17 protein-coding genes are annotated in these 20,076 nt (G+C 73.1%); 5 read left to right on the top strand and 12 right to left on the bottom strand.

Annotated elements, in window-relative coordinates; all coding sequences use genetic code 11:
* The first annotated feature begins 119 nt into the window (after positions 1–119).
* On the top strand, positions 120–644 hold the full coding sequence (locus ACIQHQ_RS18440) for a hypothetical protein (RefSeq protein WP_402612947.1): 525 nt from the start codon (positions 120–122) through the stop codon (positions 642–644).
* Between the two features lie 940 nt (positions 645–1,584).
* On the opposite strand, the gene ACIQHQ_RS18435 is transcribed toward ACIQHQ_RS18440, so the two are convergent.
* Positions 1,585–2,577 (bottom strand): NAD(P)H-quinone oxidoreductase, encoded by a 993-nt coding sequence (locus ACIQHQ_RS18435; RefSeq protein ID WP_402612946.1) that lies wholly within the window; start codon positions 2,575–2,577, stop codon positions 1,585–1,587.
* A 169-nt stretch (positions 2,578–2,746) separates the two neighbouring features.
* Between ACIQHQ_RS18435 and ACIQHQ_RS18430 the strand changes: the two genes are divergently transcribed.
* On the top strand, positions 2,747–3,766 hold the full coding sequence (locus tag ACIQHQ_RS18430; RefSeq protein WP_402612945.1) for an ATP-binding cassette domain-containing protein: 1,020 nt from the start codon (positions 2,747–2,749) through the stop codon (positions 3,764–3,766).
* A complete protein-coding gene (locus ACIQHQ_RS18425) occupies positions 3,763–4,611 on the top strand; it encodes an ABC transporter permease (protein WP_402612944.1) in 849 nt (282 codons plus the stop codon). The genes ACIQHQ_RS18430 and ACIQHQ_RS18425 overlap by 4 nt, the downstream gene beginning before the upstream one ends.
* A 75-nt stretch (positions 4,612–4,686) precedes the next feature.
* Here ACIQHQ_RS18425 and ACIQHQ_RS18420 read toward each other — a convergent pair whose 3' ends face one another.
* From ACIQHQ_RS18420 to pdhA, 6 genes are all read right to left on the bottom strand, one after another.
* Positions 4,687–5,796, bottom strand: a complete 1,110-nt coding sequence (locus ACIQHQ_RS18420; protein WP_402612943.1) for a potassium channel family protein — start codon at positions 5,794–5,796, stop codon at positions 4,687–4,689.
* The gene (locus ACIQHQ_RS18415) at positions 5,793–7,181 is read right to left on the bottom strand and encodes a molybdopterin molybdotransferase MoeA (protein WP_402612942.1); all 1,389 of its coding nucleotides are present in this window, start codon (positions 7,179–7,181) and stop codon (positions 5,793–5,795) included. Before ACIQHQ_RS18415 ends, ACIQHQ_RS18420 begins: the two co-directional genes overlap by 4 nt.
* Entirely contained in the window at positions 7,178–8,161 is a 984-nt protein-coding gene (locus tag ACIQHQ_RS18410; protein ID WP_402612941.1) for an NTP transferase domain-containing protein, read from the bottom strand. Before ACIQHQ_RS18410 ends, ACIQHQ_RS18415 begins: the two co-directional genes overlap by 4 nt.
* A 235-nt stretch (positions 8,162–8,396) precedes the next feature.
* Positions 8,397–9,842 (bottom strand): dihydrolipoamide acetyltransferase family protein, encoded by a 1,446-nt coding sequence (locus ACIQHQ_RS18405; RefSeq protein ID WP_402612940.1) that lies wholly within the window; start codon positions 9,840–9,842, stop codon positions 8,397–8,399.
* A complete protein-coding gene (locus tag ACIQHQ_RS18400; protein ID WP_402612939.1) occupies positions 9,842–10,846 on the bottom strand; it encodes an alpha-ketoacid dehydrogenase subunit beta in 1,005 nt (334 codons plus the stop codon). Before ACIQHQ_RS18400 ends, ACIQHQ_RS18405 begins: the two co-directional genes overlap by 1 nt.
* Positions 10,843–11,994: a pyruvate dehydrogenase (acetyl-transferring) E1 component subunit alpha gene (pdhA, locus tag ACIQHQ_RS18395; protein ID WP_402612938.1), complete on the bottom strand. Its 1,152-nt coding sequence runs from the start codon at positions 11,992–11,994 to the stop codon at positions 10,843–10,845. Before pdhA ends, ACIQHQ_RS18400 begins: the two co-directional genes overlap by 4 nt.
* 190 nt (positions 11,995–12,184) lie before the next feature.
* On the opposite strand from pdhA, the gene ACIQHQ_RS18390 reads away from it, so the two are divergent.
* On the top strand, positions 12,185–12,670 hold the full coding sequence (locus tag ACIQHQ_RS18390; protein ID WP_402613073.1) for an Lrp/AsnC family transcriptional regulator: 486 nt from the start codon (positions 12,185–12,187) through the stop codon (positions 12,668–12,670).
* Between the two features lie 132 nt (positions 12,671–12,802).
* On the opposite strand, the gene ACIQHQ_RS18385 is transcribed toward ACIQHQ_RS18390, so the two are convergent.
* Both ACIQHQ_RS18385 and ACIQHQ_RS18380 read right to left on the bottom strand, forming a co-directional pair.
* Positions 12,803–13,393 (bottom strand): TetR/AcrR family transcriptional regulator, encoded by a 591-nt coding sequence (locus tag ACIQHQ_RS18385; protein WP_402612937.1) that lies wholly within the window; start codon positions 13,391–13,393, stop codon positions 12,803–12,805.
* Positions 13,390–14,913 carry a 3-hydroxyacyl-CoA dehydrogenase gene (locus ACIQHQ_RS18380; RefSeq protein ID WP_402612936.1) on the bottom strand — a complete coding sequence of 508 codons (1,524 nt, stop codon included), beginning with the start codon at positions 14,911–14,913 and terminating at the stop codon, positions 13,390–13,392. Before ACIQHQ_RS18380 ends, ACIQHQ_RS18385 begins: the two co-directional genes overlap by 4 nt.
* Before the next feature lie 160 nt (positions 14,914–15,073).
* Here ACIQHQ_RS18380 and paaN point away from each other — a divergent pair, with 160 nt between their 5' ends.
* A complete protein-coding gene (gene paaN, locus ACIQHQ_RS18375; protein ID WP_402612935.1) occupies positions 15,074–16,765 on the top strand; it encodes a phenylacetic acid degradation protein PaaN in 1,692 nt (563 codons plus the stop codon).
* Here paaN and ACIQHQ_RS18370 read toward each other — a convergent pair.
* Genes ACIQHQ_RS18370 through ACIQHQ_RS18360 form a run of 3 tightly spaced genes read right to left on the bottom strand, consistent with a single transcriptional unit; the run spans position 16,762 to position 19,687 of the window.
* A complete protein-coding gene (locus ACIQHQ_RS18370; protein ID WP_402612934.1) occupies positions 16,762–17,502 on the bottom strand; it encodes a TrmH family RNA methyltransferase in 741 nt (246 codons plus the stop codon). The two genes, paaN and ACIQHQ_RS18370, sit on opposite strands and share 4 nt — an antisense overlap.
* Complete coding sequence (locus ACIQHQ_RS18365) at positions 17,499–18,710, bottom strand: HTTM domain-containing protein (protein ID WP_402612933.1); 1,212 nt, start codon at positions 18,708–18,710, stop codon at positions 17,499–17,501. The genes ACIQHQ_RS18370 and ACIQHQ_RS18365 overlap by 4 nt, the downstream gene beginning before the upstream one ends.
* Entirely contained in the window at positions 18,707–19,687 is a 981-nt protein-coding gene (locus ACIQHQ_RS18360) for a DUF5819 family protein (protein ID WP_402612932.1), read from the bottom strand. Before ACIQHQ_RS18360 ends, ACIQHQ_RS18365 begins: the two co-directional genes overlap by 4 nt.
* Positions 19,688–20,076: the final 389 nt, after the last annotated feature.

The following is a 20,076-nucleotide window of genomic DNA, read 5'->3' as shown; positions in this document are numbered from 1 at the left end:
TCCGCCCGTCGGCCGAGTCCGGAGTGCCGGAAGTCCGGGACGGTGTGAGGCTGATTGCCTCAATAGGACCGAACTTGCCGTTTCTGCCCTGACGGGCGCGGCGGGAGGGGGTCACCCACGTGACTCCGTGGCTACGCGCACTGCGGGCGGCGGGACTGGTGCTCGCCCTGGGGGCGGGCGCGGTCGTCTCACCCTACGGATCCGTCCCGTCCCACGGGGCCGCCGCCCTCACGGACGAGGAGGAGGGAGAGGCCGGGCTCGTCACCGCTCCGTCCCACCTGCCCGCCCCCTCGGCCCGGGCGGCCCGGGCGGCTTCGTCGGCCCCGTCGGCCCCGTCGGCACCCTCCGCACCCGGTGAGCCCTCGTGGGCCGGGAGCAGGGCCGGTGAAGGCCGGGCACGTCCGGGACGCCCGGAGGACGCCGGGGAGAAGCCGGGCGTCACCGACGCCACCGCCGTCCCCGAGGCGCCCCGGGAGCCCGCCCCGGTACCGTCCGCCCCGGCGGAGCAGCCCGTACGAGAGGCCGCGACCGCCGAACGACCCGGCGGCCCGGCCCTGCGCATCCTGCCCCTGGGCAGCGGACTGGTCCTGATCGGCCTGGGCCTGGGCCTGGCGTTCGTGGGACTGCGGCTGCGGCGGGTGTAGGGGCGGACGCCGGGCGTCGGGACCCGACCGTCCGGCACACGTGTACCGCGCACTTCGCAGGTGCGGCTCGGCTGCCGCCGGGGCGACCCCCGGCCGCTCGGCCGGGCAGCCGGACGGTGCGGCGGGGGCACGGCCCGGCCGGATCCGTCCCCCCGCTCGCAGGGGGTTCCGGCTGTCCGGTGTGTTGGGACCGCGGCTCGCCGAGCCCTCCTCGTGGAGGCGGAATCGGCTGACCAGTGCAAGGGAACCCCGAGCCCGCCCGGACCCCCGCGTGAAGGCAGTCCACCCGGCAGGACCCCCCACGTGCATGCAGCCCGCCCGCCCGACGCGGCGAGGTCACAACCCCGGCCGAACCCCCACCTGAACACGGAATCCGGCCGACCAGTGCAAGGGAACCCCGAGCCCGCCCGGACCCCCCTGGAGGCAGTCCGCCCGGCCGGACCCCCACCTGAACACGGAATCCGGCCGACCAGTGCAGGGGAACCCCGAGCCCGCCCGGACCCCCGCGTGAAGGCAGCCTGCCCGGCCGGACCCCCCACGTGCATGCAGCCCGCCCGCCCGACGCGGCGAGGTCGCAACCCCGGCCGAACCCCCACCTGAACACGGAATCCGGACAACCAGTGCAAGGGAACCCCGAGCCCGCCCGGACCCCCGCGTGAAGGGAGTCCAGCCGCCTGGAGCGGGGCCAAAGCCCCGGGCGGCCCCGCTTGCAGGCGGAATCGCGCCGCCTCGGGCGGACGGCTCGTGCCGCGCGAAGAGCCCGGCCGCCCGGGGCGGACGGCTCGTGCCGCTCCGCGGGGGCGCGAGGGGTCCGGCCGCCTCGTCGAGCGGCCGTGCGATCGCCCGGTCCCGGCGCTGGGGGCCGAGCACCTGGCGTAATCCGGCGCCGGGTCCGCCGCACGCCCGTTCGGGACGGGGTGCCCCGGACCCGCGGCAGGGGTCAGGCGCCCTGGGGGGCGGCGATCAGCAGGACCTTGCCGATGTGGCCGCTCTCCTCCACGACCCGGTGTGCGGCGGCGGCGTCCCGCATCGGGAGTTCGCGGTCGACGACCGGGCGCAGGTGGCCGCCGGCGAACAGGGGCCAGACGTGCTCGCGTACGGCCGCCACGATGGCTGCCTTCTCCTCCAGTGGCCGGGCCCGCAGGGACGTCGCGGTGATGGCGGCGCGCTTGGCGAGCAGGGCGCCGATGTTCAGTTCGCCCTTCACTCCGCCCTGCATGCCGATGATCGCGAGCCGGCCGTTGACGGCGAGGGCCCTGACGTTGCGCTCCAGGTACTTGGCGCCCATGTTGTCGAGGATGACGTCCGCCCCGGCGCCGTCCGTCGCCTTCCTGACCTCCTCGACGAAGTCCTGCTCGCGGTAGTTGACCAGGATGTCGGCGCCCAGCTCGGCGCACCGCTCCAGCTTCTCCTTCGTACCGGCCGTCACGGCCACCCGCGCACCGACGGCCTTGGCCAGCTGGATGGCCATCGTGCCGATACCGCTGGAGCCGCCGTGCACGAGGAGCGTCTCATCGGGACGCAGGTGGGCGATCATGAAGACGTTCGACCAGACCGTGCAGGCCACCTCGGGCAGGGCCGCGGCCTGGGTCAGACCGACGCCGTCGGGCACGGGCAGCAACTGCCCGGCCGGGACGACCACCTTCTCGGCATAACCGCCGCCGGAGAGCAGCGCGCACACCTCGTCGCCGACGTTCCACCCGGAGACCCCACCGCCGATCCCGGCGATCCGCCCTGAGCACTCCAGGCCGGGGTAGGGGGACACGCCGGGCGGCGGTTCGTAGAAGCCCTGCCGCTGCAGGATGTCGGCCCGGTTGACGGCGCCGGCCGCCACCTCGACCAGGACCTCGCCCTCGCCGGGCACGGGGTCCGGGACCTCGTCCCAGACCAACGCCTCGGGCCCACCAGGTTCGGCAATCGTGATCGCATACATGCAAGGGACCGTACCCCTCGGTCCCCGGACCGAGTCCGCTCCGTCTCCGGGACCACCGCGACTGGGCCATGGGACCGGCCCAGGCGAAAACCGTGTGCGGGACCGATGAGTTTGCGCGACGGTAAAGGTCTCTCCATGCGTAGCCCAAGCACGCGGAAGGACCCGAAGCATGAGCACGCAGACGTCCGGCCTGGCGATCGAGACCGCGGGCCTGGTGAAAACGTTCGGCGAGACGAGGGCCGTCGACGGAGTCGACCTGTCCGTGCCCGCGGGCACGGTCTACGGCGTCCTCGGCCCGAACGGCGCCGGCAAGACCACCACCGTGAAGATGCTGGCCACGCTCCTGCGACCGGACGGCGGCGAGGCCCATGTCTTCGGCCACGACATCGTCCGCGAGGCGGACGAGGTGCGCGGCCGGGTGAGCCTCACGGGCCAGTACGCGTCGGTGGACGAGGATCTCACCGGCACCGAGAACCTGGTCCTGCTGGGCCGGCTGCTCGGTCACCACAAGAAGGCCGCCCGCACACGCGCCGGCCAGCTCCTGGAGGCCTTCGGGCTGACCGAGGCGGCCGCGAAGCAGGTCAAGCACTACTCGGGTGGCATGCGGCGCCGCATCGATATCGCAGCGTCCATCCTCAACACCCCCGACCTGCTGTTCCTGGACGAGCCGACGACCGGTCTGGACCCGCGCAGCCGCAACCAGGTCTGGGACATCGTGCGGGCCGTCGTCGCCCAGGGCACGACCGTGCTGCTGACCACGCAGTATCTGGACGAGGCCGACCAGCTGGCGTCCCGGATCGCCGTCATCGACCGCGGCAAAGTGATCGCCGAGGGCACCAAGGGCGAGCTGAAGTCGTCCGTCGGCGCCGGGTCCGTCCATCTGCGCCTGCGCGATGCCGACCAGCGCGACCTCGCGGCCGAGCTGCTGCGCCGCACCCTGGACGCGCGGGTGCAGCCGGAGCCCGACCCGGTGGCCCTCACCGCCCGCCTCGGTACGGCGGCGAGCGACGACTCGGCGGCCGAGCAGGCCGCCCGCGCGCTGAGTGAACTGGTCCGCGCCGGCATCACCGTCGACAACTTCTCGCTGGGCCAGCCCAGCCTGGACGAGGTGTTCCTCGCCCTCACCGGGCACGACACGCACGACTCCTCCGACCGCTCCGACGACCCGAAGGACGAGGTGGCGGCATGAGCACCGCGACGACCACCGACAGCAAGGAGCTCGCCCCGGTCAGCGCCGAGTCCCTCGCCGCGCTGCTCGTCTCCAAGGACCGGCCGCCGCGGCCCAGCGCCTGGTCGGCGTCGATGACCTTCGGCTGGCGGGCGATCCTCAAGATCAAGCACGTGCCGGAGCAACTCTTCGACGTCACGGCGTTCCCGATCATGATGGTGCTGATGTACACGTACCTGTTCGGCGGGGCGCTGGCCGGCTCGCCGAAGGAGTACATCCAGTTCCTGCTGCCGGGCATCCTCGTGATGTCGGTCGTGATGATCACCATGTACACGGGTGTCTCCGTGAACACCGACATCGAGAAGGGCGTCTTCGACCGGTTCCGCAGCCTGCCGATCTGGCGGCCGTCGACGATGGTCGGCTATCTGCTCGGCGACGCTCTGCGGTACACGATCGCGTCGGCCGTGATGCTCACCGTCGGCATCATCCTGGGCTACCGGCCGGACGGCGGGGTGGCCGGTGTCCTCGCCGGGATCGCCCTGCTGGTGGCCTTCTCGTTCGCCTTCTCGTGGATCTGGACGATGTTCGGGCTGATGCTGCGCACCGAGAAGTCGGTGATGGGCGTCAGCATGATGGTGATCTTCCCGCTCACGTTCCTGTCCAACGTGTTCGTGGACCCGAAGACCATGCCGGGCTGGTTGCAGGCGTTCGTCAACAACAGCCCCATCACCCATCTGGCGTCAGCGGTGCGCGGCCTGATGGGCGGTGACTGGCCGGCCGACGAGGTCGCCTGGTCGCTGGGCTGGGCGGCCCTGTTCGTGCTGGTCTTCGGGCCGGTCACGATGCGCCTGTACAACCGGAAGTAGCCCCGGCGCCCTCGGGCTCTCGGCCGGCCGTCGCGCACCGGAGGGTGCGCGACGGCCGGCCGTTCGCTCTGCTCGTCAGTTGTTGCGGGGCATCGGGGGCATCGGGCGGATGTCCGGCGCGACCTGGGTGGCCGGGGTCTTGCGCACGATGGTGATGAGCCGGTCGGTCAACTCCAGCTTTCCGACGGCCGCGTCGTCATAACCGAGCACCCGATGACCGCGTATGACACTCACGACCAGGTCGGCGGCCTCCCTCGGCGTCTTGCCCACCTCGGCCTTGACGACCGGCCGCTCCACGATGTCGAGCCCGCTGCCCTGCTGAATGAGGTCCTCGAGCACCATGCCGGCGGAGGGGCTGAGCACGGAGAGGCCGAGCAGACGGCCGGCGGCGCTGGCGCTGGTGATGACCGCGTCGGCACCGGACTGCTTCAGCAGCGGCGCGTTCTCCTCCTCGCGCACGGCGGCCACGATGTTCGCCCCGCGGTTGAGCTGCCGGGCCGTCAGCGCCACCAGGACCGCCGTGTCGTCGCGCTGGGTGGCAATGATGATCTGACGTGCCTTGTGGACCTCGGCCTGCTTGAGCACCTCGCTGCGCGTCGCGTCCCCGACGATGCCCGCATACCCCTCGGCGGTCGCGGCGTCGATCACCTTGGAACTGGGATCGACCACCACGACCTGTTCCTTCTTCAGTCCCGTCGCGCAGACGGTCCGGATCGCCGACCTGCCCTTCGTGCCAAAGCCGATGACGACGGTGTGATCGCGCAAGGTGGACCTCCAGCGGGTCAGTCGCCACTCCTCCCGAGTGCGTTCGGTGAGGGCTTCGAGCGTGGTACCGACCAGGATGATCAGGAACAGCACGCGCAGGGGCGTGATGACGAGGATATTGGTCAGCCGGGCGCCGTTACTCGCCGGAGTGATGTCACCGTAACCGGTGGTGGAGAGAGTGACGGTCGCGTAGTAGAAGGCGTCGAGGAGGTCGACGCCGCCGCCCGCGTTGTCGTTGTAGCCGTCACGGTCGGCGTAGACGATCAGCGCGGTCGCGACGAGGACCACCAGTGCCATCAACAACCGTCTGACGACCTGGCGGACCGGGTGCTCCACCATCTTCCTCGGGAGTTTCACCCGATGGGTCACCAGATGTTCGTCGGCTTGGCGGGCGATCGCGTCCTGGCCCGGAAGTTTCACGTGAAACACACCCCGATTCCTCCGGACGCCCAGGGGAGGTCGATCAGTTCCGTCTCCTGGCCCGGCCGGGCGCCACCCGGCTGTACGACGGCCAGTGCGTCGGCCGCCGCGATGCCCCGCAGCATGGCGGGGCCGTTGTAATGCAGCGGCACGGCCTCGTCGCCGCGCAGGACGACGGGGACGAGCCGGGTGTCGTGCGGGTGCCCGTGCACGGCGTCCCGCAGCGGCATTGTGTACGGCTCCGGTGCCGGGCGGGCGGCGAGGCTCCGCAGCAGCGGCTCGGCGAGCGTCAGCAGGCCGGAGACGGCGGCGAGCGGATTGCCCGGGAGGCCCACGAGGTGCTGCGTCTGCGTGATGCGGGCCAGCAGCATGGGGTGGCCCGGGCGCACCTCGACGCCGTCCACGAGGAGTTCGGCGCCGATCCGGCTGAGGGTGGGGTGGACGTGGTCGAGGGGGCCCGCCGCGGTGCCACCGGTGGTGAGGATGACATCGGCGTCGGAGGTGGTGACGGCCCGGTGCAGGGCATCGGCGTCGTCGCGGATGCGCCGGACGGCGGTGACCTCGGCGCCGAGCGCCCGCAACCAGGGCGGCAGCATCGGGCCGAGCGCGTCCCGGATCAGGCCGTCGCGCGGCAGTCCCTGGGTGAGCAACTCGTCGCCGAGGACGAGGACTTCGGCGCGCGCCCGGGGGACCGCGGTGACGGTGTCGTATCCGGCCGCCGCCGCGAGCCCGAGGACGGCCGGGGTGACGAGGGTGCCGACGGCGAGGAGCTGGTCGCCGGTGCGGCACTCCTGGCCGCGCGGGCGGATGTCCTGGCCGGGGACGACGTCCCTGGTCGCGTACAGGCGGCCCTTGTCGTCGGTGCGGCCGTGCTCGCTGCGCAGGACGGCGGTGGCGTCCGGGGGGATGCGGGCGCCGGTGGCGATCCGGACGGCCTCCCCGTCGGTGAGGGGCGCGGGCGCGGCGTGCCCGGCGAGGACGCCCTCCTCCCGTACGCGCCAGGGGGCGGGGCCGCAGACCGCCCAGCCGTCCATGGCGGAGGTGTCGAAGGAGGGCAGGTCGGTGAGGGCGTCGAGCGGGGCGGCCAGGGTCAGGCCGAGGGCGGTGTCGAAGAGCGCGGAGACCGGGGCGCGGCGGGCGGCCCGGGCGGCGTCGCGGCCGGCGCGTTCCGCGAGGGCCCGTGCCTCGGCCCAGGGGGTGGCGCGGTGGCGGGTGTCGGGCCGGTCGGGGGGGTCCGGCCGGTGGGGGACGCGGGCACCGTCCGTCCCGCCTCGTGCCGTGGGGTCGGGCAGGTGGTTGCCGTTGGTGTTCTTCACGAGGGCGAGCACCTCCTCGACGTCGAGGTCCTCGGCGTTCTCACCGGCACGGGCGCCGTGCGGGGTCATCCGGCGTCCTGGCGGGTGTCGGGCGTGGCGTCGGGGGCCACATCGCCCTGGGGGGCTTGTGGCGCGGCGGCGGGCGGCTGGGCCTCGGATTCGCTCTCCTCCTCCCAGCGGACGGCGAGGGCGGCGGCCTTGCGGGCGGCTTCGGCGACCGCTTCGGGGCCTCCGCCGGCCTGCGCGGCCGCATAGCCCACGAGGAAGGTGGTCAGCGGCGCCGCGGGCCGGGCCACACCGTGGGCGGCGTCGCGGGCGAGGTCGAGCAGGCCGCGGGTGTCGACATCGAGGTCGATCCCCAGTTCGTCCTTGACGGCGGAAATCCATTCATCCAACACGTGCCCATGCTCCCTGATACGTGCCCTGGCGGTGGCGATGTCGTCCCAGGTGTCGCAGTCGAAGGACGCGACCGGGTCGCAGACGCGGGTGAGGTTCAGCTCGGTGGTCAGACGCCGCAGGGGAAGACCGACGAGCGCGCCGTGTCGGCCGACGAGGCGCGCGAGCTCCTCGCGCAGCCGCGGCGCGCGGTAGGCGGCCACGAGCGGCTGGTCACGGCCGCCCGGGTCGGTCAGCAGCACACCGTCGGTGCCGCTTCCCCGAAGCGCGCTCAGCAGGCGGCCGACGGTCGCGTCCTGGAGGAACGGCAGGTCGGCGGAGAGCACCACGACATGCTCGGCCGTGGTGTGGCGGAGTCCGGCGTCGAGCGCGGCGAGCGGTCCGCCACCCGGCGGGTCCTCGCGGGCCCAGGTGACGGACCGTGCGGTCGCCCGGGGCGCGGCGACGACGACGGTGCTCCGGGCGCCGCCGCAAGCGGCGAGCACCCGGTCGAGCAGAGCCCGCCCGCCCACGCGCACACCGGGTTTGTCGGTGCCGCCGAGGCGCCGGGCGGCACCACCGGCGAGCACGACGGCGTCGTATCCGGCGGGGTCCGCCCCCTGGGCGGGACCGGGGCCGGCGTCGGGTGCACCGGGGTACTCGTAGGCGGTCACCCCCTGAGTATGCGCGGCCCCCGCGATCACAGGGAACGCGGGGGAACCGGCCCGGTCACGGGACGCTGAGCGCGGACTGAACAGGAATCACGGCGTCCGCACGGCAGGCGCAGCGTCCGCATGGCAGGCGCCCGCACGGAGTCCCTGCGGCCGGACGGGAGTCGCTGCGGCCGGACGGAACAAACGGGAGTCGCTGCGGCCGGACGGAACGGACGGAACGGAACGGACGGACGGGTCAGAGTGTCCGCAGCAGCACCGCCGGCTGTTCCACGCAGTCCGCCACATACCGCAGGAACCCGCCCGCCACGCCGCCGTCGCACACCCGGTGGTCGAAGGTGAGCGAGAGCTGGACGACCTGCCGTACCGCCAGCTCGCCCTCGTGCACCCACGGCTTGGGGACGATGCGGCCGACGCCGAGCATGGCGGCCTCGGGGTGGTTGATGATCGGGGTGGAGCCGTCGACGCCGAAGACGCCGTAGTTGTTCAGCGTGAACGTGCCGCCGGTCAGCTCGGCGGGCGTCAGCGTCCCCGTCCGGCCGGCCTCGGTCAGCCGGGCGAACTCGGCGGTCAGCGACTCGGCGTCCCGCGCGTGCGCGTCCCGAACGACCGGGACGACGAGGCCCCTCTCGGTCTGCGCCGCGAAGCCCAGGTGCACCTGGTCGAACCGGACGATCTCCCTGGCCTGCGCGTCCACCGTGGAGTTGAGCTCGGGGAAGCGGGCGAGGGCGGCCGTACAGATCCGGGCCAGCAGGGCCAGCAGGGAGATCTTCGGTCCGCCGGCCGCGTTCATGGCCGTACGCGCCCGCATGAGCTCCGTCGCGTCGGCGTCCACCCAGCAGGTGGCGTCGGGGATCTCGCGGCGACTGCGCGCCAGCTTGTCGGCGACGGCGCCTCGGATGCCCTTGAGCGGGGTGCGGATCTCGCCGGGGGCCGCTGCGGAGGAGGCCACCGGGGGCTTGGACGCGGAGGTCCGCGGCAGGCCCGGGTGCGGCTCGGCCGGGGATGCCGTGACGCCCTGCCCCGCGGCTCGCAGGGCGTACTCCACGTCGGCCCGCAGGATCAGCCCGTCGGGCCCGGACCCGGTCAGCTCCCGCAGGTCCAGGCCGTTCTGGCGCGCGAGCCGGCGAACCAGGGGCGAGATCACGGGGACGGGTCCGTCCTCCCTCACGAGGCCGCCGCCCTGCCCGTTCACCGTCGTCGCGGGGCCCGCGGCCTGCGCGTGCGCCGGGGCGGGGGCGGCTTCGGTCCGCCCGTTCACCGCCCCGGGCACACCCGTCTGTCCGGCTGTCGCGGACGTGCCGGACACCGGCCGTTGCTGCCGGACCCGGCGGCGCCGCGCGGGCGCCTCGGAGGTGCCGTAACCGACCAGGACGTTGCCCGAGCCCTGGGAACCGGTGTCCCCGGCCCCGGTGTCCCCGGCGCCGGAGGCCGGCCGCTCCCCTACCGCCACCGTGATCAGCGGTGCGCCGACGGGCAGTTCCGTGCCCTCCTCGCCGAAGCGTGCGGTGACCACACCGCCGTAGGGGCAGGGCACCTCGACCATGGCCTTGGCCGTCTCGACCTCGACGACCGGCTGGTCGATGGCGACCACGTCACCGACCTCGACCAGCCAGCGCACGATCTCCGCCTCGGTGAGCCCCTCACCGAGGTCGGGCAGCTTGAACTCCAGCACCTGTGCCATCAGCTCTCGGCCTCCCACTGAAGACGCCCCACGGCGTCCAGGATCCGGTCCACACCGGGCAGGTGGTGACGCTCCAGCATCGGCGGCGGGTACGGGACGTCGAACCCGGCCACGCGCAGCACCGGCGCCTCCAGGTGGTGGAAGCAGCGCTCCGTGACCCGGGCCGCGATCTCCCCGCCCGGGCCCCCGAAGGAACCCGACTCGTGGACGACGACCGCGCGTCCCGTCCGCCGCACCGAGGCACACACCGTCTCGTCGTCGAACGGCACCAGGGAACGCAGATCGACCACTTCGAGGTCCCAGCCCTCGGCCCGGGCCGCCTCGGCCGCCTCCATGCAGACGGGTACGGACGGCCCGTACGTGATGAGCGTGGCGCTCCGGCCGGGGCGCCGCACCACCGCGCGGCCGATCGGCTCGACGGGCGCCGGCTCCTCGGGGTTCCAGGAGTCCTTCGACCAGTACAGCCGCTTCGGCTCCAGGAAGACGACCGGGTCGTCGGAGGCGATGGCGGCGCGCAGCAGCCCGTAGGCGTCCGCGACGGTGGCGGGCGTGACGACATGGAGCCCCGGAGTCGCCATGTAGTACGCCTCGGAGGAGTCGCTGTGGTGCTCGACGCCGCCGATCCCGCCGCCGTAGGGGACACGGATGGTGATCGGCAGGGGCATCCTGCCGCGGGTGCGGTTGCGGGTGCGGGCCACGTGCGAGATGAGCTGCTCGAACGCCGGGTAGGCGAACGCGTCGAACTGCATCTCGACGACCGGGCGCAGGCCGTACATGGCCATGCCGACGGCCGTGCCGAGGATGCCCGCCTCGGCGAGCGGGGTGTCCGTGCAGCGGTCCTCGCCGAACTCCTCGGCGAGTCCGTCGGTGACGCGGAAGACACCGCCGAGGGTGCCGACGTCCTCGCCCATGACGTGCACGGCTGGGTCGGCGGCCATGGCGTCGCGCAGCGCGCGCGTGAGGGCCTGCGCCATGGTGGCCGGCTTGACGGCGACGGTGGTCATCGGTGCGTTCCCCCCTCCGGCTCGGTGTCGGCCTCGGCCTCCAGCTCCGCCCGCAGCTGGTCCCGCTGCTCGCGCAGTTGCGGGGTCGGCTCGGCGTACACGTGGCCGAACAGGTCCATGGGGTCGAGCACCGGGTCCTGGTTCATGTGCTCGCGCAGGGCCGCGGCCATGGTCTCTGCGTCCTGGCGGGCGGCCTCGATGCCGGCCTCGTCGAGCAGGCCCCGCTCGGTCAGCTCGCGCTCCAGCAGCCGGATCGGGTCGTGCTCGCGCCAGGTCTCGACCTCGGCGTCGCCGCGGTAGCGGGTCGCGTCGTCGGCGTTGGTGTGGGCGTCGACCCGGTAGGTGATCGCCTCGACGAGAGTGGGGCCGCCGCCCGCGCGGGCACGGCGTACGGCGTCGGAGAGCACCTCGTGCACGGCGGCGGCGTCGTTGCCGTCGACCAGGCGGCCGGGCATGCCGTAGCCGACGGCCTTGTGGGCCAGCGACGGGGCCGCGGTCTGCTTGGCGAGCGGGACGGAGATCGCGAAGCCGTTGTTCTGCACGAAAAAGACCACCGGGGCCTGCCAGACGGCGGCGAAGTTCAGCGCCTCGTGGAAGTCGCCCTCGCTGGTGCCTCCGTCGCCGACCATGGCCAGCGCGACCACGTCGTCACCCTTGAGGCGAGCGGCGTGCGCGAGACCGACGGCGTGCGGCAGCTGGGTGGCGAGCGGGGTGCACAGGGGGGCGACCCGGTGCTCGTACGGGTCGTAGCCGGTGTGCCAGTCACCGCGCAGCAGGGTGAGCGCCTCGACGGGGTCCACCCCGCGGGCCACCACGGCGAGGGTGTCGCGGTAGCTGGGGAAGAGCCAGTCCTGTTCCTTCAGCACGAGCGCGGCGGCGACCTCGCAGGCCTCCTGGCCGGTGGTGGAGGGGTAGACCGCGAGACGGCCCTGCTTGGTGAGGGCGGTGGCCTGCGCGTTGTAACGGCGGCCCTTCACCAGCTGCGCGTACAGCGTCCGCAGCAGCTCGGGGTCGGCCTTCGCGGCCGCCTCGGTGCCGAGGACGCGGTACGGCTTCGCGTCGGGCAGCAGCGGCGCGGGATCCGTGCGCGGCTGCCAGGCGGGCGGCGGGGTCGGCCGGTAAGCGCCCCGCTGCTCCATGACCGTCATGACGGCACCTCCTCGTGGGAGCGGCTTGGTCAGGCGCATCGGCTGTGATGCGCCTCACCTACCGATTGTTCGGTCGTCGGCACATTTTGGCTACGGGTGGCCTCAGGCTGTGGACAAACGGTTCTCCACAGCCTGAGATGGACGCACTACGTCCATGGCAGAGAGGCGGGGGCGGGTGGCATCTGAACAAATGGCCGAGGGGCAGGACGACAGCGGTCCGCTGCCGCCGCCGCGGCCCCTGGACGCCATCGATCAGGACATCCTGCGCATGCTCCAGGCGGACGGCCGCGCCTCGATACGGTCGGTCGCCGAGCGGGTCCACGTCTCGCGCGCCAACGCCTACGCCCGTATCAACCGACTCGTCGAGGACGGGGTCATCCGTGGCTTCGGCGCCCGCGTCAACCACGAGCGGGCCGGTCAGGGCACGTCCGCGTACATCACGCTGAAGATCGTCCAGAACTCCTGGCGCACGGTGCGCGAGGAGCTCAGACAGCTGCCCGGCGCCTCCCACATCGCCCTGGTGGGCGGGGACTTCGACGTGCTGTTGCTGGTCCATGTGTCCGACAACCGGGCGCTGCGGGAACTGGTGCTGACCCGGCTCCAGGCGATCCCGCAGGTGCTCAGCACGCGCACGCTGCTGGTCTTCGAAGAGGAGGACCTGGAGCCGCAGGGGTGAACGGCCCGGCCGAGCTCGTCAGCTCGCGGCCACCGCTACGCCGGGCAGCACCGCGAACCCCACCGGAGGGTGGCCGGGGCATCGTGCCGCGCACATCCGCCGACGCGCGGGCACTCGCGCGGGAGGCCGCGGTCAGGCGGCTTTGCGCAGGCCTCCGAAGGCCAGCCGCACCACCGCGTCGGCCACCTCGCGCTCGCTCATGCCGCGGACGTCCGGCCGGTACCACTCGACGATCGAGTTGATCATGCCGAAGACCAGCCGGGTCACCAGCCGGACCTCTATGTCGGCACGCACGTCCCCGTCCGCGGCGGCCGCCTTGAGCAGGTCGGACACCCGGTGGTCGAAGTCCCGGCGCCGCTCCAGGGCCCACCGCTCGGTGTCGGTGTTGCCCCGCACCCGCAGCAGCAGGGTCACGTAGGGCAGTTCGGTGATGAGCACCTCGACCATGCGCCGGACGACGTACTCCAGGCGGTCGGCGGCGCGCCCCACGCGCGCGTGCTCCTCGTCGAGGATCCCGAAGAGGCCGTCCAGCGCCCTGCTCACGGCCCGGCGCAGCAGTTCCTCCTTGCCGGACACATGGTGGTAGATCGACGACTTGGAGATGCCGGCCGCCCGGGAGAGGTGCTCCATGGAGGTGCCGTCGTAACCGCGCTCGATGAACACCTGGACGGCGACGGACAGCAGCGTGTCCGGGGTGTAGGTGTCGCGCTTGGCGGTGGTCATGAGGCGGTGCCCTCCCGCGGGTCGGAGGCGTGGGCGTGGCGGTACAGCGCCAGGGACGGTGCGTAGCGTCCCGAGGGATCACAGTGGTGGAGGTCGTCCAGGAGCGCGTAGGCCCAGGTACGGCCGAGCCGGCGGCTCCACTCGAAGGGACCCAGGGGGTAGTTGACACCGAGGCGCATCGCGGTGTCGATGTCCTCCTCGGTGGCCACGCCCTTGGCGACCGCGTCGTGCGCCAGATCGATGATCCGCGCGACCGTGCGGGCGACGATCATGCCGGGCAGGTCGCCGATGAAGCTGACCTGCTTGCCGAGCGCCTGGAAGAGGCCGGTGGCCTCGGCGAGGGTCTGCGGGGAGGTGTCCTGGGAGGCGGACAGGGCGATCCGGGTGGCCTTGCGGTAGTCGAGCGCGAGGTCGAAGTAGACGACGTCCCGGAACTCCACGGCGGTCTGCCCGTCGGCCAGGACGAGCCGGCCACCGCTCGGGAGCAGCAGACAGGCCCCCGCTTCCTCGTCGTCGTCCTCGTCGCGGACCGGGATGCCCGCCTCGCGGATCAGCGCGAGCAGCTCGGCCGCCGGGCCGAGGTCGCCCTCGGCGACGACGTACGCGGGCGGCTGCCGCTTCTCGGCGGTGTCCGGCTCGGGGCGCTCGGCTCCGTCCCGGTACGCGTACCAGCCCTGGCCGCTCTTGCGGCCGAGCCGGCCGGACTCGACCAGGCGCCGCTGGGCGAGGGACGGGGAGAAGCGCACGTCCTGGAAGAAGGCCTGCCAGACCGAGTGCGTGACGGACTCGTTGACGTCCTGGCCGATCAGGTCGGTCAGCTCGAACGCGCCCATCTTGAAGCCGCCCGACTCGCGCAGCACGGCGTCGATGGTGGCCGGGTCGGCGCCCTGCGCCTCGTAGACCGCGAGGGCCTCGGCGTAGAAGGGCCGGGCGATGCGGTTGACGATGAAGCCTGGGGTGTCCGCGCAGGCGACCGGCGTCTTGCCCCAGGCGCGGGCGGTCTCGTACGCGCGCGTGGCGTACGTGACGTCGGTGGCGAATCCGGAGACGACCTCGACCAGCGGCAGCAGCGGCGCGGGGTTGAAGAAGTGCAGGCCGACGAACCGGCCGGGGACGCGCAGGGCGCCGCCGATGGCCGTGACGGACAGCGACGAGGTGTTGGTGGCGAGCAGGCAGTCGTCGGAGACGATGCCCTCCAGCTCGCAAAACAGCTCCTGCTTGATGTCCAGCCGCTCCAGGACCGCCTCGACGACCAGGGCGCAGTCGGCGAGCTCGGCGAGGTCCTCGGCGGGCCGCAGCCGGGCGCGGGCGGCGTCCCGGTCGGCGCCGGTGAGACGCTCCTTCTCGACGAGCCGGTCCAGGCGTGCGCCGATCGCGTCGGCCGCCTCCCGCGCCCGCCCGGGAACGGTGTCGTACAGCCGTACGAGATGGCCCGCGAGCAACGCGACCTGGGCAATGCCCTGGCCCATGGTGCCGTTGCCGACGACGGCCACGGGGCTGCCGAGGTCGAGTGCTGTCATGTGCGCGATCCTCCCGCACGGGGTTTTCCACAGATGCGGCGGACCCCCTTGAACCGACCGATCGTTCGGTTACTCTAGCTCTGTCCGAGTGTTCCTGCCCAGGTTTCTGCCCAGGTCATGAACTCGACGAAGAGTTCTTGAGACGAGGAGTTGGTCACGCATGACCGCCGCACTCTCGGCGCACGAGCTGATCGCCCGGCACCGGTCCACCCTCGACCAGGCGCTGGAAGCGATCCGCACCCGCGCGTACTGGTCCCCGCACCCCGAGCACCCCAAGGCCTACGGGGAGAACGGCAGCCTGGACGCGGCGGCGGGCAAGGCCGCCTTCGACGCCCTGCTCGGCTCCCGCCTCGACCTCGGCCAGCCCGGGACGGACGACTGGGTGGGCGGCGAGACGTCCCCGTACGGCGTCGACCTGGGCGTGACGTACCCGCACGCGGACCTCGACGTGCTGCTGCCCGCCATGAAGGCCGGCCAGCGGGCCTGGCGCGACGCGGGCGCCGAGCAGCGCGCGGTGGTCTGCCTGGAGATCCTCAAGCGCATCAGCGACCGGACGCACGAGTTCGCGCACGCGGTCATGCACACCTCCGGCCAGGCCTTCATGATGGCGTTCCAGGCGGGCGGGCCGCACGCGCAGGACCGCGGCCTGGAGGCGGTGGCGTACGCGTACGTGGAGCAGGTCCGCACGCCCGACAACGCCGAGTGGACCAAGCCGCAGGGCAAGCGCGACCCGCTCGCCATGACCAAGCAGTTCACGCCGGTCCCGCGCGGCATCGGCCTGGTGATCGGCTGCAACACCTTCCCGACGTGGAACGGCTACCCGGGCCTGTTCGCCTCCCTCGCCACCGGCAACGCGGTCCTGGTCAAGCCCCACCCGCGCGCGGCGCTGCCGCTCGCGCTCACCGTGCAGGTCGCGCGCGAGGTGCTCGCCGAGGCCGGTTTCGACCCGAACCTGGTCGCGCTGGCCGCCGAGCGCCCCGGCGAGGGCATCGCCAAGACCCTCGCGCTGCGCCCCGAGATCCGGATCATCGACTACACGGGCTCGACCGAGTTCGGCGACTGGCTGGAGGCCAACGCCCGCCAGGCGCAGGTCTACACGGAGAAGGCCGGCGTCAACACCGTCGTCCTCCACTCGACGTCCGACTACAAGGGCATGCTCTCCAACCTGGCGTTCTCGCTGTCCCTGTACAGCGGCCAGATGTGCACGACCCCGCAGAACCTGCTCGTCCCCCGCGAGGGCATCTCCACCGACCAGGGCCCCAAGTCCTACGACGAGGTGGTCGCGGACCTCGCCCGGTCGATCGACGGGCTCCTCGGCGACGACGCCCGGGCGAACGCGCTTCTCGGCGCGATCGTCAACCCCGACGTCAAGGCCCGCCTGGAGGCCGCTTCCGGGCTGGGCGAAGTCGCCCTGGCCTCCCGGGAGATCAGCAACCCGGACTTCCCGGGTGCGGTCGTCCGCACGCCGGTGATCGTCAAGCTGGACGGGGCCAAGCCGGACGCCGAGGCCGCGTACATGAGCGAGTGCTTCGGACCGGTGTCCTTCGCCGTGGCCGTCGACTCCGCCGCGGACGCGACCGAGCTGCTGCGGCGGACGGTCCGCGAGAAGGGCGCGATGACCGTCGGGGCGTACACCACCGACCCGGAGGTCGAGCAGGCCGTGCAGGAGGTCTGCCTGGAGGAGGCGGCGCAGCTGTCGCTGAACCTCACGGGCGGGGTCTACGTGAACCAGACGGCCGCGTTCTCCGACTTCCACGGGTCGGGGGGAAACCCGGCGGCGAGTGCGGCGCTGTGCGACGGGGCGTTCGTCGCCAACCGGTTCCGTGTGGTCGAGGTGCGGCGGGACGCCTAGGCGGCGCCGCAGCTCCAGTGGTACAGGGTCATCGCCACACTCGTCGCCAGGTTGTAGCTGCTCACCTGGGGGCGCATCGGGAGCGACAGCAAGTGGTCCGCACGCGCGCGTAGTTCCGTGCCCAGGCCGGTGCGTTCGGAGCCGAAGGCGAGGACGGCGTCGTCCGGGAGGGTGACGGCCCGGATGTCGTCGCCCTCCGGATCGAGGGCGAACAGCGGTCCGGGCGGCAGCTCGGACACCTCGAGGCGCTCCACGGCCGTCGCGAAGTGCAGACCCGCCCCACCGCGTACGACGGTGGGGTGCCAGGGGTCGACCGTCCCGGTCGTCACCACGCCGGTCGCGCCGAAACCGGCGGCCAGGCGGATCACCGCGCCCGCGTTGCCGAGGTTGCGCGGGTTGTCGAGCACCACGACCGGGGCCGTGCGGGGCGCGTGCGCCAGCTTCGCCAGGTGGGAGGCGCGCGACGGCCGGACGGCCAGGGCGGCCACGGCGGTGGGGTGCGGGCGCGGCACGAACGACGCGTACGTCCGGTGCGGCACCTCCGTCAGCAGCCCGGCCAGCGCGTCCCGAACGTCCGGGGCCAGCTCGTCGGCGAGGGCGAGGGCGGCCGCCCGGTCGGCGGTGACCGCCATCGGCACCTCGGCGCCGAAACGCAGCGCGTGCTTGAGGGCGTGGAACCCGTCGAGCAGGACGGTGTCGCCGGCGAGCCGGTGCCAGGCGGTCACGGGGTCGGTCATGCCCCGAAGCCTACGTGCGCCGTCTCGGGGCTCTCGGGCGCGCGCTGCCCCGGGACCGGCGTACGCCCGCCCCGGCGCGGGAGCCGATCACGCGCACGTGCCACCCGGCCGCCCAGCCGGCGCAGGAAGCCCGTCGGCAGGAACACCGCGTCCGCGGCGATCATCGCCAGTGAGAAGAAGGGGAGTCCGAGGACCACGGCGATCACCGCGTGCTCGGTCATCATGACCGCCAGCAGGACGTTCTTCACCCGCCGGTTGAACAGGGTGAACGGGAAGGCGACCTGCACGAGGACCGTCCCGTACGTCACCAGCATCACCATCGTGCCGCTGGCCGACAGCAGGTCGGCGAGGGCGGGCCAGGGCGAGAAGTACTCCAGGTGCAGCGGGTAGTAGACCGCGGTGCCGTCCTGCCAGCGGGAGCCCTGGATCTTGTACCAGCCGGCCGTCGCGTAGATCAGACAGGCCTCTGCCATGATCACGAGCAGGGCGCCGTTGTGCACGATGGCGGCAACGACGTCCAGCAGGACCCGCGGCTCACCGGTCCCGGGCCGGCGCCCGGCCAGCCACCACAGGGCCTGCGCCACCCACACCGTCCACAGCAGGGCCGGTATCAGCCAGTCGCCCTGCATCCGGCCGGCCAGGGTGACCGCGACCAGCACGAACCCGAACACGCCCCACAGGGCGGTGCCGGTCCGGTCCGTGACCCGCTCGCCCCGCGCGCGGGCCGCCCGGTCCCGCTCGCCCCGCTTGGCGTCCAGCGACCACACCTGGGCGCACCGCGTGAACACCAGGTAGATCGACATCAGGTGCAGCACGTTGTCGCCGCCGTCCCCCATGAAGACACTGCGGTTCTGCAGCGACAGCACCCCGACCATGAACAACACCGACATGGTGCGGGTGCGCCAGCCCAGCAGCAGCAGGGCGCTGGACAGGACCGCGAGCGCGTAGACGATCTCGAACCAGATGCGGCCCTGCGACCACATCAGGATGGTGAAGGAGCCGTTGGACCCGACCAGCTGCTGGGCGAGATCCCAGCTCCAGGGACCGTCGGGCCCGTACAGCTCGTGGCGGTGGGGGAGCTCGCGGAGCAGGAACAGCAGCCAGGTGGCGCTGAAGCCGATACGGATGACGGCCGTCTGGTAGGGGCCCAGGGCGGCCTCGGTGACGCGGGCGATGCCGCCCGAGACGGCCAGCGTGAGGCGGTTCACCGCACGCCCCCCTGAGCCTCGTCCTGCGGCACCTTCCACCACGGCAGCTCCCGGTAGGACGGCGTCGTGGACACCTTCTCCCGGCTCCACTCGGGTGGCGGCACGTTGCTGGTGCGGGAACGGACCTGCACGCGCTCGATGACCCCGGCGCCCCCGGTCGCCGTCCGCACCGCGGCGTCGCGGTCGAGCCGCAGCACCGCGATCCGGCGCAGATACGCCTCGGAGAGCGAGCCGCGCAGGCCCACGGGCCGGTTCTCGCCGTCGTGCGTGGCGACGAAGAAGTCCCAGGCGCGGCGCAGCTCGTTCTGCTGGGTGTGGCTGGGCAGCAGGTTGCCGTCGATGGCCTCGCCGTCCTCGGCGGACAGGTCGTACCAGCCGGTGGTCAGCGTCATGCCGTCCGGCCCGCGGATCCCCGCCCGGACCTGGATCGAGATGTTCTGCTGGAGCGGGTTCGGCGCGAAGAGCTTCCAGTTCTGCTCGAACTCCGGATAGATCCAGTCGTCCACGGCCTCGCCGTGCGCCCCGGTGACCGTGTTCACCGGCGCGACGTGCAGGAACGTCATCCCGAGATGCACACACACCCCGATGGCGACGACCGCGAGCGCCAGGGCGACCCCGATCTGGTAGCGCGGGGACAGCGCGGAGATGCCGGTACGGGGTTCACCCGACGAGCCCGGCTCGACCGCCCTCGGCGGCCCGACCGACTCGGAGCGCGCGGGCGGCACACCCTGCCCGGCGGACTCCGGCGGCGTGCCCAGGCCTGCGGACTCCGGCGGCACGCCCTGCCCGACCGGCTCAAACGGCCCGACCGGCTCGGAGCGCGCGGGCGGCACGCCATGCCCGGCGGACTCCGGCGGCGTGCCCAGGCCTGCGGACTCCGGCGGCACGCCCTGCCCGACCGGCTCGGAGCGCGCGGGCGGCACACCCTGCCCAACCGACCCGGATGGCACACCCTGCCCGGCGGACTCCGGCGGCACGCCCTCACCTGCGGACTCCGCCGGCAAACCCTGCCCGACCGACCCGGAGGGCACACCCTGCCCGGACTCCGGCGGCACGTCATGCCCAACCGACCCGGACGGCACCCCCTCCCCGGCGGACTCCGGCGGCACGCCCAGGCCTGCGGACTCCCCCGATGCGCCCCGTTCCGCGGGCGAGGCCGGTCGGCTCGGTGTGCCCGGGCCGTGCCGGGCGTTCGAGCCCTCGTCGTACGCGTCCATTCCGCCCCGTTCCACGATCCCGGTCCGTCGTTCCGTCCGCCCGGCCGCGAGGGCGTCGCACCACCCGCGCACCGGCGCGCGGCATCGGCACGGGCACGGTACTCAGGACGCCCACCCGGGCACAGCCCCTGTCCGCCGGTCCCGCCGTG

The organism is Streptomyces sp. NPDC092370 (genome assembly GCF_044755265.1).
GTDB lineage: Bacteria > Actinomycetota > Actinomycetes > Streptomycetales > Streptomycetaceae > Streptomyces.
The sequence above is the reverse complement of the archived record's forward strand: the minus strand, read 5'-3'. Positions and strand labels throughout refer to the sequence as shown.